General features: G+C 66.2%; 17 protein-coding genes. 10 read left to right on the forward strand and 7 right to left on the reverse strand.

The annotated features are described in order from the left end of the window. Positions 1-20 precede the first annotated feature (20 nt). From OVA12_RS19810 to OVA12_RS19820, 3 genes are all read left to right on the forward strand, one after another. Positions 21-1,565, forward strand: a complete 1,545-nt coding sequence (locus OVA12_RS19810; RefSeq protein ID WP_268140370.1) for an AMP-binding protein — start codon at positions 21-23, stop codon at positions 1,563-1,565. A 97-nt stretch (positions 1,566-1,662) separates the two neighbouring features. Further along, on the forward strand, positions 1,663-2,043 hold the full coding sequence (locus OVA12_RS19815; RefSeq protein WP_268140371.1) for a MaoC family dehydratase: 381 nt from the start codon (positions 1,663-1,665) through the stop codon (positions 2,041-2,043). Further along, positions 2,043-2,423: a phosphate acetyltransferase gene (locus OVA12_RS19820; protein WP_268140372.1), complete on the forward strand. Its 381-nt coding sequence runs from the start codon at positions 2,043-2,045 to the stop codon at positions 2,421-2,423. The genes OVA12_RS19815 and OVA12_RS19820 overlap by 1 nt, the downstream gene beginning before the upstream one ends. A 30-nt stretch (positions 2,424-2,453) precedes the next feature. Here OVA12_RS19820 and OVA12_RS19825 read toward each other — a convergent pair whose 3' ends face one another. From OVA12_RS19825 to OVA12_RS19835, 3 genes are all read right to left on the reverse strand, one after another. Further along, positions 2,454-3,206: an SDR family oxidoreductase gene (locus OVA12_RS19825; protein ID WP_268140374.1), complete on the reverse strand. Its 753-nt coding sequence runs from the start codon at positions 3,204-3,206 to the stop codon at positions 2,454-2,456. Between the two features lie 38 nt (positions 3,207-3,244). Beyond that, the gene (locus OVA12_RS19830) at positions 3,245-4,717 is read right to left on the reverse strand and encodes an aldehyde dehydrogenase family protein (RefSeq protein WP_268140376.1); all 1,473 of its coding nucleotides are present in this window, start codon (positions 4,715-4,717) and stop codon (positions 3,245-3,247) included. A 66-nt stretch (positions 4,718-4,783) separates the two neighbouring features. Then, complete coding sequence (locus OVA12_RS19835) at positions 4,784-5,404, reverse strand: NUDIX domain-containing protein (RefSeq protein ID WP_268140378.1); 621 nt, start codon at positions 5,402-5,404, stop codon at positions 4,784-4,786. Positions 5,405-5,728: 324 nt separating this feature from the next. Here OVA12_RS19835 and OVA12_RS19840 point away from each other — a divergent pair, with 324 nt between their 5' ends. The 7 genes from OVA12_RS19840 (at position 5,729) to OVA12_RS19870 (ending at position 12,134) form a co-directional block, all read left to right on the forward strand. After that, positions 5,729-6,916, forward strand: coding sequence for a substrate-binding domain-containing protein (locus OVA12_RS19840; protein WP_268141446.1), 1,188 nt, complete (start codon positions 5,729-5,731; stop codon positions 6,914-6,916). A 339-nt stretch (positions 6,917-7,255) separates the two neighbouring features. Further along, entirely contained in the window at positions 7,256-8,035 is a 780-nt protein-coding gene (locus OVA12_RS19845) for an ABC transporter ATP-binding protein (RefSeq protein ID WP_268140379.1), read from the forward strand. Continuing rightward, positions 8,028-8,753 (forward strand): ABC transporter ATP-binding protein, encoded by a 726-nt coding sequence (locus tag OVA12_RS19850; RefSeq protein WP_268140381.1) that lies wholly within the window; start codon positions 8,028-8,030, stop codon positions 8,751-8,753. Before OVA12_RS19845 ends, OVA12_RS19850 begins: the two co-directional genes overlap by 8 nt. Beyond that, entirely contained in the window at positions 8,750-9,778 is a 1,029-nt protein-coding gene (locus OVA12_RS19855) for a branched-chain amino acid ABC transporter permease (protein ID WP_268140382.1), read from the forward strand. Before OVA12_RS19850 ends, OVA12_RS19855 begins: the two co-directional genes overlap by 4 nt. Positions 9,779-9,788: 10 nt before the next feature. Then, on the forward strand, positions 9,789-10,859 hold the full coding sequence (locus OVA12_RS19860) for a branched-chain amino acid ABC transporter permease (protein ID WP_268140383.1): 1,071 nt from the start codon (positions 9,789-9,791) through the stop codon (positions 10,857-10,859). Then, positions 10,856-11,677 (forward strand): alpha/beta fold hydrolase, encoded by an 822-nt coding sequence (locus OVA12_RS19865; protein WP_268140384.1) that lies wholly within the window; start codon positions 10,856-10,858, stop codon positions 11,675-11,677. The genes OVA12_RS19860 and OVA12_RS19865 overlap by 4 nt, the downstream gene beginning before the upstream one ends. Before the next feature lie 244 nt (positions 11,678-11,921). Further along, the gene (locus tag OVA12_RS19870) at positions 11,922-12,134 is read left to right on the forward strand and encodes a cold-shock protein (protein ID WP_106754014.1); all 213 of its coding nucleotides are present in this window, start codon (positions 11,922-11,924) and stop codon (positions 12,132-12,134) included. A gap of 307 nt (positions 12,135-12,441) precedes the next feature. Here OVA12_RS19870 and OVA12_RS19875 read toward each other — a convergent pair whose 3' ends face one another. From OVA12_RS19875 to OVA12_RS19890, 4 genes are read right to left on the reverse strand one after another with little or no spacing between them, the layout of a single operon-like run. Further along, the gene (locus OVA12_RS19875) at positions 12,442-12,996 is read right to left on the reverse strand and encodes a DUF934 domain-containing protein (RefSeq protein WP_268140385.1); all 555 of its coding nucleotides are present in this window, start codon (positions 12,994-12,996) and stop codon (positions 12,442-12,444) included. Between the two features lie 21 nt (positions 12,997-13,017). Further along, positions 13,018-13,782 (reverse strand): phosphoadenylyl-sulfate reductase, encoded by a 765-nt coding sequence (locus OVA12_RS19880; RefSeq protein WP_268140386.1) that lies wholly within the window; start codon positions 13,780-13,782, stop codon positions 13,018-13,020. Continuing rightward, positions 13,769-15,427, reverse strand: coding sequence for a nitrite/sulfite reductase (locus tag OVA12_RS19885; protein ID WP_268140387.1), 1,659 nt, complete (start codon positions 15,425-15,427; stop codon positions 13,769-13,771). Before OVA12_RS19885 ends, OVA12_RS19880 begins: the two co-directional genes overlap by 14 nt. A 52-nt stretch (positions 15,428-15,479) precedes the next feature. Next, the gene (locus OVA12_RS19890) at positions 15,480-15,776 is read right to left on the reverse strand and encodes a DUF2849 domain-containing protein (RefSeq protein WP_106754018.1); all 297 of its coding nucleotides are present in this window, start codon (positions 15,774-15,776) and stop codon (positions 15,480-15,482) included. Positions 15,777-15,783: the final 7 nt, after the last annotated feature.

The following is a 15,783-nucleotide window of genomic DNA, read 5'->3' on the forward strand; positions in this document are numbered from 1 at the left end:
AACACATCTCTGGAGGACCGATGGATCACGTGACCGACATGGCCGCCCGCCGGGCCGAACTGACCCCGGACCGCGTCGCCTTCATCGACCAGGCAACGGGGGAGAGCCTCACCTTTGCCCAAGTGGAGCGGCAGGCGAGCCGGCTGGCCGCTGCCCTCCTCGACATGGGGCTGGTGGAAGGGGCAAGGGTGCCGATCCTCAGCCTCAACCGGCCGGAGTTCTTCATCGCGCTGTTCGCGGCACAGAAGGCGCGGCTCGTGCTGGTGCCGCTCAACTGGCGCCAGCCCTTTGCCGAGCTGTCGCCGCTGCTTGCCACCTGCCGCGCGCATGTGCTGCTGCATGACACGGCCTTCACGGATGTCGCCCGCGAGCTGGCCGCCCGCCATGGCCTTGCCCGCATCGGGCTGGAACCCGGCATGGACACGCCCTTCGTGCTGGCCGATCTGATTGCCGACGCGGATGCATCCGCCGCTGCCGCTGTTTCGGGACGACCCGTCAAGGCCAGCGCGCCGTGGTATCTGCTCTTCACCTCCGGCACCACGGGCCTGCCCAAGGCGGTGATCCAGACCGCCGGCATGGCCTGGGCCAATGCGGTCAACTATGTCCAGGCGACGGATCTCACCAGCACCGATACCTCGGTGAACTATCTGCCGCTGTTTCACACTGCCGGGATCAATCTCCTCACCCTGCCGCTGTTCTTGTTCGGCGGCCGCTCCACCATCCTGCGCAAGTTCGAGGCCGATGACGTGGTGCGGCTGATCGACGAGGGCGAGGTGACCGCCTTCTTTGGCGTGCCGGCGATCTATCAGGCTCTGGCGCTGCATCCGCGCTTCGGTGATCTCGACATCGCCCGCCTGCGTTCTCTGGTCTGCGGCGGGGCGCCGGTGCCGGAAAAGCTCCTCAGCGAATATCAGGCGCGCGGCGCCACCATCTGCAACGGCATGGGCATGACCGAAACCGGGCCGACGCTGTTCATCATGGACCCGGCCCAGGCCAGCGCCAAGCTCGGCTCGGTCGGCAAGGCGCAGATCCTCGCCGAGGTGCGGCTGGAGGGGGCGGACGGGCGCGTTGTCGAGGGCGCCGGGGAGGGCGAGCTGCAGGTGCGCGGGCCCGGCATCACGCCGGGCTACATGGACAATCCTGAGGCGACAGCCGGTTCTCTCACCGGGGACGGCTGGCTCCGGACCGGCGACATCGCCCGGCGCGATTCGGATGGCTATTACTTCATCGTCGACCGCATCAAGGACATGTACATCTCCGGCGGCGAGAACATCTACCCGGCCGAGGTCGAGCGGGTGCTGCTCACCCATCCGGCCGTGCTGGAGGCCGTGGTCATCGGCGTGCCGGACGAGAAATGGGGCGAGGTCGGTGCGGCCTTCCTGATTGCCCGTCCCGGCGCGGCGCTGGAGGTGGCCGACCTGCCCGCCTGGTGCCGCGAGCGGCTGGCCGCCTACAAGGTGCCCAAGAGCTTCTCCCTTGTCACCGACCTGCCCCGCACCGCCGCCGGCAAGGTGCGTAAGAACATCCTCAAGGACAGGCTGGGGGAGGGGTCTCCTTACGGCTGAAGCAACGGCTCCGCAGCCTCTCCGCCCCCCTCCCCACGAGAGGGAGGGGAGCTGTGAGGCCCCGCAAGAGACCAAACCTGAACCCCCGGAGACCCGCATGACACCAGCCGATCCCTTGCCGCATCGCCGGTCCTGGACGCCGAGCCAGGCGGAGTTTGATGCCTTTGCCGCCGTGTCGGGAGATGACAACCCGATCCATGTCGATCCCGCGTTTTCCGCCCGCACGCGCTTCGGCCGCACCGTGTCGCACGGGATGCTGATCTACACCCGCGTGTTCGGGCTGCTCGGCGAACTGTTTCCAGGGCACCGGCATCAGGCGCAGGCGCTGATGTTTCCTCATCCGGCCTTTGCCGGCGAGGAACTGGTGATCGCGCTGGAGCGGGGCGAAGCGACTGGCACCGTCGGCATCCGCGTCAGCCGGGCGGCGACAGGCGAAGAGGTGCTGACCGGTCTGGCGACGCTCGAAGGAGGCGCATGATGGGGTTTGTTGTGGGTGAGAGCGCGAGCCTGATGCGCAGCTATTCGGATGCGGATCTGGCCGCATTCTCGCGCCTCTCGGGCACGGCGGTGTCTCCGGCGGAGGGCGTGCCGGGTCCGCTGATCGGGGCGTTGTTCTCCTGTCTCCTTGGCGTCGACCTGCCGGGGCCGGGCACCAACTATCTGAAGCAGGAGATGCGGTTTCTCGCGCCGGTGCCGCTCGATGTGGAGCTGACCGCACGGGTGACGATCACCCGTCTTCGGCCGGAGAAGCATCTGGTCGATCTGGAGACGGTCTGCGAATTGCCCGAAGGCACGCGCGTCTGCGAGGGCCGCGCCCTCGTCTATGTCGAGGACGCGGTGAAGCGGCTGGAGGCCTGAACCGGAGGGCGTGACGCAGGACGGGGCCGCTCAGATGCAGCGGCCGCCGTCGACTTCAAGCGCCACGCCCGTGATGAACTCGGCCTCGTCGGAAGCGAGCCACAGCGCGGCATTGGCCATGTCCATCGGCTTCGACAGGCGGCCAAGCGGGATCGAGGCCTTGAACTGGGCCCGCTTTTCCGGCGTGTCTTCGCCCATGAAGAGATGCAGCATGCCCGTCTCGCCGGCCACGGGGCAGAGCGCGTTGACGCGGATGTTCTTTGGCGCGAGTTCCACGGCCATCGACTTGGAGGCGGTGATCGCCCAGCCCTTGGAGGCGTTGTACCAGGTGAGACCCGGCCGGGGCCGCAGGCCGGCGGTCGACGCGGTGGTGAGGATGACGCCGCCGCCTTGCGCTTCCATGATGGGCACCACGGCGAGGGTGGACAGGTAGATCGCCTTGGCGTTGACGGCGAGGATGCGGTCGAACTCGTCTTCGCTCACCTCAAGCAGTGACTTGTTGCGGTGGGAATAGCCGGCGTTGTTGATGAGGATGTCGAGCCGGCCGAAGCCCTCGGATGCGGCCTTGACCATGCGGTCGACATCGGCGCGCACCGTGACATCGGCGGTAACAGCGACGGCAGAAGCGCCGATCTCGCCGGCGACGCGGGCTGCGGCCTCGCCGTTGAGATCCGCCACCACGACCCTTGCGCCTTCCTCGGCAAAGCGTTTGGCCATGCCCTCGCCGAAGCCGGATCCCGCTCCGGTGATCACTGCCACCTTGCCCGTCAGCCTGTCTGCCATGCATGTTCCTCCCCGGTTTCGATCAGTTATTTTGCTGGCTAACCATGGCGCAGGACGAGGGTCTTGGTCGCCGAGAATTCATACAGCGCCTCGAAGCCCTTCTCGCGGCCGTGGCCGGATTTCTTGAAGCCGCCGAAGGGCAGCTCGATGCCGCCGCCCGCGCCATAGGCGTTGACGAAGACCTGACCGGCGCGGACCTGCCGCGCGACGCGCACGGCACGCTGGCCGTCGCGGCTCCACACGCCGGCGACAAGGCCGTAGTCGGTGCCATTGGCGAGCCGGATCGCCTCGGTCTCGTCGCGGAAGGGGATCAGCGACAGGACCGGGCCGAACACTTCCTCCCGCGCCAGCAGATGCTCGGGCGGCACGGGGCCATAGATCCGGGCTGGCACGTAGAAGCCGGTGTCAGGTGCATCAGGGGCGATGGCGCCTTCGGCTATGAGGGGAATGCCGTCGTTGGCGGCCCGCTCGACAAAGGACCGGACCCGGCGCAGCTGGCCCTCCGAAATGAGGGGGCCGAGATCAAGATCGCGGTCATGGGGACCGGCGACCAGCGTGCGAACGCGGGCACGCAAGGCATCGGCGAGCGGCTGCCAGATGCCCTGCTGCACCAGGACCCGGCTGCCAGCCGAACAGGTCTGGCCACAGTTCTGGATGATGGCGTTGATGATGACCGGAACGGCCTGTTCGAGATCGGCATCCTCGAAGACGATCTGGGGCGACTTGCCGCCCAGTTCCAGCGTGCAGCCAATGTGGTTGCGCGCCGCCGCCGTCTGGATCATCACCCCGACTTCCGGCGAGCCGGTGAAGGTGAGGAAATCAAGGCCCGGATGGTTGGCAAGGGCAGCGCCTGCCTCGTGGCCGAAACCGGAGACGACGTTGAAGACACCGGCCGGAAAGCCGGCCTCCAGCGCCAGTTCGCCGACACGCAGGACGCTGAGACAGGCATCTTCCGCCGGCTTCAGCACCAGCGTGTTGCCCATCGCGAGGGCCGCCCCGGCGACGCGGCCCATGATCTGCGCCGGATAGTTCCACGGGATGATGCCGCCGACGACGCCGAGCGGTTCGCGCAGGGTCATGGCGAGGAAGCCGTCGGCGGTGGGGATGGTGTCGCCCATCACCTTGTCGGCAGCGCCGCCATAAAATTCGAAATAGCGGGCGAGGGCGACGATGTCGGCCTTGCCCTGACGCAGCGGTTTGCCCGCATCGAGCGATTCGAGGGCCGCCAGTTCCTCGGCGTGTTCGCTGACCAGCGCGGACAGCCTGAGCAGCAAGCGGCCCCGCTCCAGCGCGGTGAGCCGCGGCCAAGGGCCGTCGTCGAAAGCGCGGCGGGCGCTGGCAACGGCCCGGCCGACATCGGCGGCGTCGCAGCGCGGAATACGGGCGATCAGCCGGCCATCCGAGGGGCAGAGGCTGTCAAACCGGTCATCGCCTGTGGCGGGTCCAACAATCCCGTCGATGACGGCCCCCGGCAGCAGAATCTCGCGTGTCTGGACCATCTCTCCCGGCATCGTATCCGCTCCCGTTTCGGTTGTCTTTCCGAACGCTAGCGGATGCAACGAGACGCCGCAATGCGCTCAAGGGGGAGAGACGGCGGGAAACCGGTCCGGGTGTTTCAACATGAGATGCTGCAGCAGGATGACCGACTTGGCATCGCGCAGCTGGCCGGTGCGCAGGAGATGTGCGGCTTCAGCAAAGCCAATTTCCAGCACCTCGATGTCCTCGCCTTCCTCTGCAAGGCCCCCGCCACTGGCCCGCGCCGCGCTGTCATAGATGGCCAGGTAAAGGTCAGCCCGGGCGCCGAGAATGCCCGGGCTGGTGTAGCTCGCCATCACATGGGTCAGCGTCAGTGCCGTAACGCCGAACTCCTCCAGAAGTTCACGGCGCGCGCCCTCTTCCGCATCCTCGCCCTGTTCCAGCCGGCCGGCACAGGCCTCCAGCGGGAACGGATCGTTCTGGTCCACCAGCATTGGCAGGCGCAGCTGGCGGCACAAAAGCAGTCTTCCCTCGACGGGATCAACCGGCAGCACCGCCACCACATTGAGCCCGTAGCGGACAACCTCGCGGGTGAGGTCCTGGACGGACCCGTCCCGGCGGCGCTGGCGGAAGGTGATTTCTTCAACGCTTGCCCGGCCCCGGTACACCTCGCGGCGGGACAGGATCTCGACGTCGGGCACAGTGTTGTCGGGGGCGGTCATGCGATGGTCATGCTCCTGTCTTGCGGGCGCTGCAGCTTAGCCGATGGCACGAACTGCACCAGATGCGAAACTGTCATTTGACATGACGCCTGATTCAGGTTTCATATTCTCTTGTCCGGTGACCGTTGTGCCGGCTGGCGTCTTCAACTCAAGGGAAGGCAGCCGGCCTTGCAGTTCGGCATGAGCCCCATCGACATGGTGGCCCCGTCAGAGGGCCCGACAGGATTTGCGGGAGCTGGACACATCAGGAGCGCGGGGGAGCGCGCTCCGGCACTCGGGAGGATGTTGCCAATGAACACGACCTTGCATTCGAAACTGCGACGGATGGCCCTGGTCACCGTTTTGGGGCTGGCCATTGCCGGACCTGTCGCGATGGCTGGACAGGCGCAGGCGGAGGACATCCGCATCGCCCATGTCTATGACAAGACCGGCGCGCTGGAAGCCTATGCCAAGCAGTCGCATATCGGCCTGATGATGGGCCTCGAATATGCCACCGGCGGCACCATGGAAGTGAACGGCCGCAAGCTGGTTGTCATCGAAAAGGACACCCAGACCAAGCCGGACATTGCCAAGGCCGTGCTGGCTGAGGCCTATGGCGATGACAATGCCGACATTGCCGTTGGCCCCGTTGCCTCCGGTGTTGCGCTGGCCATGCTGCCGGTTGCCGAGGAATACGAGAAGCTGCTGATCGTCGAGCCGGCCGTGGCCGACAGCATCACGGGCGAAGCCTGGAACCGCTACATCTTCCGCACCGGCCGCAACTCATCGCAGGACGCCATCGCCAACGCGGTCGCGCTCGGCAAGGATGGCGTGACCATCGCCACGCTGGCGCAGGATTATGCCTTTGGCCGCGACGGCGTTGCTGCCTTCAAGGACGCCCTGGGGCCGACCGGCGCCAAGCTCGCCTTCGAGGAATATGTCCCGACCGACACCCAGGACTTCACTGCCAGCGCACAGCGCATCTTTGATGCGATGAAGGACCAGCCGGGCCGCAAGTTCCTGTTCGTGATCTGGGCCGGTGCCAACAACCCGATCGGCAAGATCAAGGCCATGGAGCCGGAGCGCTTCGGCATCGAGATCGCCACGGGCGGCAACATCCTGGCCGCGATGGCTGCCTACAAGGCGCTGCCGGGCATGGAAGGGGCGACCTATTACTACTACGACATCCCGAAGAACCCGGTGAACGACTGGCTCGTCACCGAACACCAGAAGCGTCATGAGTCCCCGCCGGACTTCTTCACCGCCGGTGGCATGACCGCAGGCATCGCCGTGGTCGAGGCCATCAAGAAGGCCGGTTCGACGGACACCGAAGCGCTGATCAAGGCGATGGAAGGCATGGAATTCCAGACGCCGAAGGGCAAGATGGTGTTCCGTCCCGAGGACCATCAGGCGCTGCAGTCGATGTACCACTTCAAGATCAAGGTTGACCCGGCTGTGGCCTGGGGCATCCCGGAACTGGTGCGCGAGCTGAAGATCGAGGACATGAACATCCCGATCAAGAACAAGAAGTAAGCTTGTGAGTGCAAGCGGTGCCCTCTCTTGCTCCTCTCCCCCTCGTGGGGAGGGGTTGGGAGTGGGGCCGGACACACCAAACAGGCTTTGGTCCGGAGTATCCCGTTAAGCCGCAGCCCCCTCTCCCCCCTTGAGGGGGAGTTGCCCCCGGATGGGGGCAGAGGGGGTAACGGGACATCCGCTTGCTCCGGTCGTGCTGCCCAGCTGTTGCACCCCCCTCTGTCTGCTGTTGCAGACATCTCCCCCTCAAGGGGGGAGAGGGGCGCTGCCGCTCGCCGGAGCTGCTGTGGCCCCGGAACACCAATCTCGCCTTCCCCCAACCCCGCATGGAACGATCCAGTGGCGCGTGAACATCCCATTCTGGAAACCCATGAGCTGACGATCCGCTTCGGCGGGCATGTGGCCGTGGATCATGTCAGCTGTGCGTTCGAGCGCGGGACGCTGACGGCCATTGTCGGGCCGAATGGCGCCGGCAAGACGACCTATTTCAACCTGATTTCCGGCCAGCTCCGGGCGAGCCATGGCAAGGTTGTGCTGAATGGTCAGGACATCACCCGGATGAGCGTGCCGGAGCGGACGCTGAAGGGGATCGGCCGCGCGTTCCAGCTCACCAACCTGTTTCCAACCCTGACGGTGCGCGAGAACGTGCGCCTGGTGGCGCAGGCCAGGGCGAACCTTGGCCTTGATCTCTTCTCCATGGCCGACAGCCACGTGGAGCTGATCGAGCGGGCCGAACATGTGCTGGCCGAAGTGCGCCTGCTCGACAAGGCGAGCCAGACCGTGAGCGCCCTGCCGCATGGCGACCAGCGCAAGCTGGAGGTGGCGCTGCTGATCGCGCTGGGGCCGCAGGTGCTGATGTTCGACGAGCCGACCGCCGGCATGAGCGTCGACGAGGTGCCTGTGATCCTCAATCTCATCCAGGAGCTGAAGGCCGACAAGGATCGCACGATCCTGCTGGTCGAGCACAAGATGGACGTGATCCGGACCCTCGCAGACCGCATCATCGTGCTGCACAACGGGGCGCTGGTCGCCGATGGCGAACCGGCCACCGTGATCAATTCGGCCGTGGTGCAGGAAGCCTATCTCGGCAAGCGCGTGACGGAGGCCGCCCATGGCTGAACCGCTTCTGACGCTGGACGGCGTCCATACCCATATCGGGCCCTATCACATCCTGCAGGGCGTTTCGCTGACCGTGCCGCAGGGCGGGGTATCGGTTCTGCTTGGCCGCAACGGCGCCGGCAAGACCACGACCTTGCGCACCATCATGGGCCTGTGGCGGGCAAGCCGGGGGGAGGTCCGCTTTGATGGCCGCGACATCACGCAACTGGACACACCGTCGATCGCCCGCGCCGGCATTGCCTATGTGCCGGAAAACATGGGCATCTTCACGGATCTGACGGTGGCGGAGAACATGGCGCTGGCCGCGACCTCCGGACCGATCGATGCGAAGCGGCTCTCCTGGGTGCAGGATCTGTTCCCGCCGATCCGCAATTTCTGGAATTCCTCGGCTGGCACGCTGTCGGGCGGGCAGAAGCAGATGCTGGCCGTGTCGCGTGCGATCATCGAGCCGCGCCGCCTGATCCTGATCGACGAACCGACCAAGGGGCTGGCCCCGGCGATCATCGTCGCCATGACCGACGCGCTGCGCCAGCTCAAGGAAACCGAGACGACCATCCTGCTGGTCGAGCAGAACTTCGCCATGGCCTCAAGCCTCGGCGACACGGTGGCCGTGATGGATGATGGCCGCATCGTGCATGCCGGCGGCATGGCGACGCTGGTGGCCGATGCCGGACTGCAGGAACGGCTGATGGGACTAAGCCTGGAGGCGCATCAATGAGCGAGACCCTGATCCGGCCCCGCATCGAGGCGCGGCCGCTTGGTGAACGGCTGGCGGAAAAACTGCCGCTGCTACTGGTTCCCCTGCTGATGCTGGGCGGGCTGATCGTCACCGGCAGCCCCTCCACCTGGGCGACGCTGACGGTGGCGGGCCTCGCCATGGGGCTGATGATCTTCATCATGGCCTCGGGCCTGACGCTGGTGTTCGGCCTGATGGACATCATCAACTTCGGCCATGGGGCCTTCGTCGCAGTCGGAGCGTTCATCGGCTTCACCGTGCTGACGTGGCTGTCCGGCTGGACTGGGCATCCGTCGGTGCTGATGAACCTTGCGGCCATGTTGATCGCCGTCACGGTGACCATGCTGGCCACGGGCCTGATCGGCTACGGCTTCGAGAAGGTGATCATCAAGCCGGTCTATGGCCAGCACCTGAAGCAGATCCTCGTCACCATGGGCGGCATGATCATCGCGCAGCAGCTCATCCATGTGGTCTGGGGGCCGGATGCGCTGCACCTGTCGCGGCCGCTGGCGCTGCAGGGCTCCTGGGTCATCGGCGATGCGGCCATCGAGAAATACCGCATTGTCGCCGTCGGGGTCGGGCTGGCGCTGTTTGTCGCCATGCGGCATGTGCTGAAGCACACCAAGGTCGGCCTGCTGGTGCGGGCCGGGGTGGAGAACGGCGAGATGGTGGAAGCGCTCGGCTACCGCATCCGCCGGCTGTTCCTCGTGGTGTTCATGGTCGGCTCGGCGCTTGCCGGTCTCGGCGGCGTGATGTGGGGCCTCTATCAGGAAACCATCACCGCGCACATGGGCTCGGAAATCATGGTGCTGGTGTTCATCGTCGTCATCATCGGCGGTCTCGGCTCGGTCGAGGGCTGTTTCATCGGCGCGCTGCTGGTCGGGCTTCTGGCCAACTACACCGCCTTCGCCGCGCCCAAGGTGGCGCTCGTCTCCACCATCGGACTGATGGTGGTGGTGCTGATGTGGCGGCCGCAGGGCCTCTATCCCGTCGTCAAGGCCAAGTGAGGAGCGCGCCATGCTGATGAAACTCCTGTCCGGCGACCGGCCGGCAAGCCCGGTCCTCACCGTTCTCCTGCTTGTCATCCTCATCGGTCTTGCCTTTGCCCCGTTCCTGTTCCCCGGCAGCAAGCCGCTGGAGACGGCCGCGCGGATCTGCATCTTCATCGTGCTGGTGGCAAGCTATGACCTCCTGATCGGTTACACCGGCATCGTCTCCTTCGCCCACACGATGTTCTTCGGCCTCGGCGCCTATGGCACCGCGCTCGGGCTGACGCTGGGTGGGGCAAGCTTTGCCGCTGCCGGACTTGGCGCGCTGTGCGGGGTGGGCCTCGCGGCGCTGCTGGCGCTGGCCATCGGGCTATTTTCGCTGCGCGTGAAGGCGATCTTCTTCGCCATGGTGACGCTGGCGATTGCCAGCGCCTTCGCCGTGCTGGTGTCGCAGCTCTCCTTCCTCACCGGCGGCGAGGACGGGCTCAACTACAAGATCCCGCGCGAACTGACGCCGGCGTTCAAGCTGTTCGCGGAGCCGGTGCTGGGTCTGCGCATCGATGGCAAGGTGCTGAGCTATTATCTCGTTTTCGGCGTGGCGCTGGCGCTGTTCCTCGCCTTGGTGCGGATCGTCAACTCGCCCTTCGGCCGGGTGCTGAAGGCGGTGCGAGACAATGGCTTCCGCGCGGAGGCCATCGGCTACAAGGCCGTGCATTACCGCACGGCGGCGACGGTGCTGTCGGCGATGATGGCGGCGATGGCGGGCGTGCTGCTCGCCCTGTGGCTGCGCTACACCGGACCGGCGACGACCCTGTCGATGGAGATCATGGTCGACATCCTGCTGATGGTGGTGATCGGCGGCATGGGCACGATGTATGGCGCGGTCATCGGCGCGACGCTGTTCATCCTGGCCCAGACCTACCTGCAGGCCCTGATGGGACTGGCGGAAGGCGCGACGGCGGGCATTCCGCTGCTGTCGGCGCTGGTGGCCCCGGATCGCTGGCTGTTGTGGCTGGGCGTTCTTTTCGTGCTGTCGGTCTATTTCTTTCCGACCGGCATTGTCGGCCGGCTCAGGGCTGGCAAGGCGGGAGCGGCATGACGCAGCTGGGCATGGCAGACGGGGTGTTCCTGCGGGAGCGCCAGCCGGCGGCGGGACGCGCCGCGTCGCCTCTGGTCCTGCTGCATGGCTGGTCCTGTCACGGCGGCTTTTTCGAGCCCCAGCTGGAGGCGCTGGGCAGCGTTGTTCCGGTGCTTGTGCCCGATCTTCCCGGACACGGCCAGACGGGCGCTGCCCGGCCGAGGTCCATCGAGGCAGCGGCGGATGCGGTCGCGGGCCTGCTCGCCGCGCGCGATCTGTCCGGCGTGGTTCTGGTCGGCTGGTCGATGGGCGCGCATGTGGCCTATGCGCTGGCAGAACGGCATGGGACGGAACGGCTGAAGTCGGTCGTCGCCCTCGACATGACGCCGAAGGTCATCAACGACGCCACATGGGCGGGCGGGGTGCGCGACGGGCTCGACATCCTGCACAATGCCGAGGTGCTGGAGGCGATCATTCCGCGCTGGCCTGACATGGCCGAGCGGATCGCAACGCGGATGTTTGCGACCACTGAAACGCCGGATCCGCATTGGCTCGGCTATGCCCGGCGCGAGGTTCTGGCGTCAGACCCGGTGCTGCTGAAGCCGATGTGGGCCTCGCTGACGCAGCAGGATTTCCGCGCCTTCCTGCCGAAGCTGGGCCGTCCGCTGCATCTGGTCTGCGGCGGGCAGAGCGCGCTTTACGGCGAGACCGTTGCCGACTGGCATGCGGACCATGTGCCTGGCGTCACCCTGCACCGCTTCGCCCGCTCGGGCCACGCGCCGCATCTTGAGGAAGCCGGACGGCTCAACCGGCTGCTCCTGGACCTTGCGGGAAATTAGCCGGGCATCAAACCTTGCACGCGCCGGGTGGGCGCCTTATCTTGCCCGCATCGGCCCAGCTTCTGCCAGCCGTACGGGCATCGACCCAGACAAAATGGGACCCGGAAAGACTGGTTTGACCGGCGCCTGGCGCCAACTCGTTCTGCCTTTCCCGTTTCTGCCTTGACTGCATCGTTGCCGTATCGCCGCAAGACAAGCTTGCGGCGGTCGACCTGAATACGACTATCCGGGAAAGGATACCGCCATGCGCGAAACCGGCACCATCAAGTTCTTCAACCATGACCGTGGCTTCGGCTTCATCACGCCGGAAGGTGGCGGCAAGGATGTGTTCGTGCACATCTCGGCCTTCGAGCGCTCTGGTCTCGGCACGCCGGAAGAAGGCGCCAAGGTGACCTTCATCACCGAAGACGACCGCCGCGGCCGTGGCAAGCAGGCTGCCGATCTGGCTCTGGCCTGATCCGCGAGATTTCAAGGAAACGGGGCGGCCAGTGGCCGCCCCGTTTTTGTTTGGGCGATGATCTGCGCAGCATCTTCGACTTTGGCAAAGCCGCAGCACCCTCTCCCCCTTGAGGGGGAGATGCCCCCGATAGGGGGCAGAGGGGGGTAAGCGGCATCTCAGCCAACTCTCAAGCATCGTGTCTGCCGATACGCCCACACCCCCCTCTGTCCGCTTCGCGGACATCTCCCCCTCAAGGGGGGAGAGGGAGCTCGTGCGACGACCCGTGCTCAAGCAGCAGTCAAGGCGAGCCAAACGGGACCGAAAGTTACTCGGCGGCCTGGTCGACCTTGTGCAGGTCGGAGGGGCGGCGGGCCCAGGGGCGGGTGCCGGCCGGGATTTCGGCGACACTGCCAACCGGCTGGAGGTAATGCGTGACTTCCGGCCATTCGCCCGCGCGAAGCGAGGCTTCCACCTGGGGTTTGACGATCTCGAAGCTGGACACGCCGCAGCGGCGCATCAGCGGGATCTGGTCAAGGATGAAGTCGCCGATGGCGCGGATGTCGCCGGCGTAGCCAAGCTGTTCGCGCAGGATGCGGGCTGCAGAAAAGCCGCGCCCGTCGGTGAATTTCGGAAATTCCACCAGCACGCGCGGCAGACGGGCCAGATGCGGCTCCAGCTGCTGCACGTCCTCACCGGCAGCAACCAGCACCGCAGCGCCGTCACCAAGCGCAACAAGGCGCGAGGGATCGGCAAGGAAGCGGGACAGCGGAACCATCAGCTTCACCCCGTCGGCGGCGGGCTGAGCCGGCAGCTCTGCGTCGGCCTCAAGGCGCACCCAGGCTTCTTCGGTAAAGACGCCATTGGCGTAGATCTTGGTCATGCGAGGTGCGTCCTTGCAGCGTCAGGTGTTGCCCGCGCCCGGCAGCGGGCTCGAGGACAGGGAAAGATGAATGCCGCATTCGGTCTTGGCCTGACCGCGCCAGCGTCCGGCGCGCGGGTCTTCCCCCGGGGCGACCTTGTCGGTGCAGGGCAGGCAGCCGATGGACGGATAGCCCTCGGCGACCAGCGGATGCGGCGGCAGGTCATGCAGCTTGGCGTATTCGAGAATGTCGGCCGCTGTCCAGTTGGCGAGCGGGTTGACCTTGACGCGGCCATCCTCGGCCTCGAACACGGGCAGGGCAGCCCGGGTGGCGCTCTGGAACCGCTTGCGGCCGGAGATCCAGGCGTCAAAGCCCTTCAGCGCACGGGCCAGCGGCAGCACCTTGCGCACGTTGCAGCAGGCATCCGTGTCGTTCATCCAGAGCATGCCGGCCGGGTCGATGGCGGTCAGCTCGTCCCGCTCGGGCCGCGCGACGCGCACGTCGGTGAGGCCAAGCTTCTCCACCAGCGCATCGCGGTAGCGCAGCGTCTGCGAGAACAGCTTGCCCGTGTCGACGAACAGAACCGGCGTCGACGGATCGACCGCAGCCACCATATGCAGCAGCACCGAGGAGTCGGCTCCGAAGGACGACACCAGCGCGATGCGGCCACTGTAGTGGCTGTTGATGGCGTCGCTCAGGATTTCGAGCGGCGCCGCGCCGTCATACTGGGCCGCGAAGGCGCGAGCTTCCGCGCCAGCACCCAGATCAGGATCGAGGGCCAGACCGGCCAGATCACTCAGCCCCATAGAGAGCCTCCTTGAACGGGTCTTCGCCGACGCGGCGGTAGACGTCGAGGAAAGTCTCGTCCTTCGAGCTGCGCAGCTTCAGGTAGGTGTCCACCAGCGTCTCGATGGCATCCACCACCTCGTCGGAGGAGAAGCCGCGGCCGATGATCTCGCCGATCGAGGACTGCTCGTCGGCCGAGCCGCCGAGCGTGATCTGGTAGAACTCCTCGCCCTTCTTCTCGAGGCCGAGAATTCCGATGTGGCCGACATGGTGATGGCCGCAGGCGTTGATGCAGCCGGAGATCTTGATCTTCAGCTCGCCGATGTCGCTCTGCCGCTCCGGTGCGCCGAAACGTTCGGAAATCCGCTGCGCCACCGGGATGGACCGGGCCGTGGCAAGGGCGCAATAGTCCATGCCGGGGCAGGCGATGATGTCGGTGATGAGCCCGGCGTTGCCCTCCGCCATGCCGTTCTTCACCAGCACGTCGAAGATTTCCGGCAGGTCATCAAGCGCCACATGCGGCAGGATGACGTTCTGCTCGTGGCTGATGCGGATCTCGTCGAAGGCATAGCCCTCGGCGAGATTGGCGATCACGTCCATCTGGGCGTCGGTCGCGTCGCCCGGGATGCCGCCGATCGGCTTCATCGACAGGGTCACGCTGGTGTAGCCCGGCACCCGGTGCGGGTTGAGGTTGTGTGCCACGAAGCGGGCGAAGGCGGGGTCGGTGGCCTTGCGCGTCTCGACCTTGGCGCTCGTCTCGGCGCGCGGGTCCAGCTGCGGCGGGGCGAAATAGGTTTCGATGCGGCGCACTTCCGCGTCCGGCAGGCGCAGGATGCCGAAGCGGATCTTCTCGAACTCGGCCTCGATATCCGCCTTCAGGTCTTCCAGGCCCGTCTCGTGCACGAGGATCTTGATGCGCGCCTTGTACTTGTTGTCGCGGCGGCCATACCGGTTGTAGACGCGCAGGATCGCTTCCGAATAGGCCAGAAGGTCTTCCTCGGGCAGGAAGTCGCGGACCTTGCGGCCGATCATCGGCGTGCGGCCAAGACCGCCGCCGACGAACACGACAAAGCCGATCTCGCCGGCCTCGTTGCGGGCGAGCTGCAGGCCGATGTCATGCACCTGCACGGCGGCGCGGTCATGCGGCGCGCCGGTGATGGCCACCTTGAACTTGCGCGGCAGGAACGAGAATTCCGGATGCAGCGATGACCACTGGCGCAGGATCTCTGCATAGGGGCGCGGATCGGCGATCTCGTCGGCGGCAGCGCCGGCGAAGTGATCCGCCGTCACGTTGCGGATGCAGTTGCCGGAGGTCTGGATGGCATGCATCTCGACTTCGGCCAGCTCTTCCAGGATGCGCGGCGTGTCTTTGAGGCTCGGCCAGTTGAACTGGATGTTCTGGCGCGTGGTGAAATGGCCATAGCCCTTGTCATAGGTGCGGGCGATATGCGCCAGCTTGCGCATCTGGCGGCTGTTCAGCGTGCCATAGGGGATGGCGACGCGCAGCATGTAGGCGTGCAGCTGCAGGTACAGCCCGTTCATCAGGCGCAGCGGCTTGAACTCGTCTTCCGACAGCTCGCCCGACAGGCGGCGGCGCACCTGGTCGGCGAATTGCGCGGTGCGTTCCTGAACGAAGGCCTGGTCGAATTCATCGTAGCGGTACATGGCGCGTCTCCGGCAGGCGGAAGGCCGATGCCTTCCCCCGCAAATCTCGTTGTCAGGCGGTCTCGCGGGCCTGCTTGCCAAGGGCGGGATGGGTGGTGGGGCCGGCGGCGCGGATCTTCTCGCGGAAGCGCGCCGGTTCGAGCCGTCCATCGGTCTCGATCACGTCGATCTCGTAGGGCTCGACGATCAGCCGGGCGGCAACAGCCTGTGCCCCAAGGGCGAGCGCAGCGGCAATCTCGTCCTTGTCCGCAAGCACGCGCGCCTCGCCGATCAGCTCGACCCAGGTGCCCTCAGGGCCCTGGAACACGACCTCGCCGTCGATCAGACGGTTGGCGGTGATGACCTTCATTCCTCTC

It is taken from the genome of Pannonibacter sp. SL95, assembly GCF_026672425.1.
GTDB lineage: Bacteria > Pseudomonadota > Alphaproteobacteria > Rhizobiales > Stappiaceae > Pannonibacter.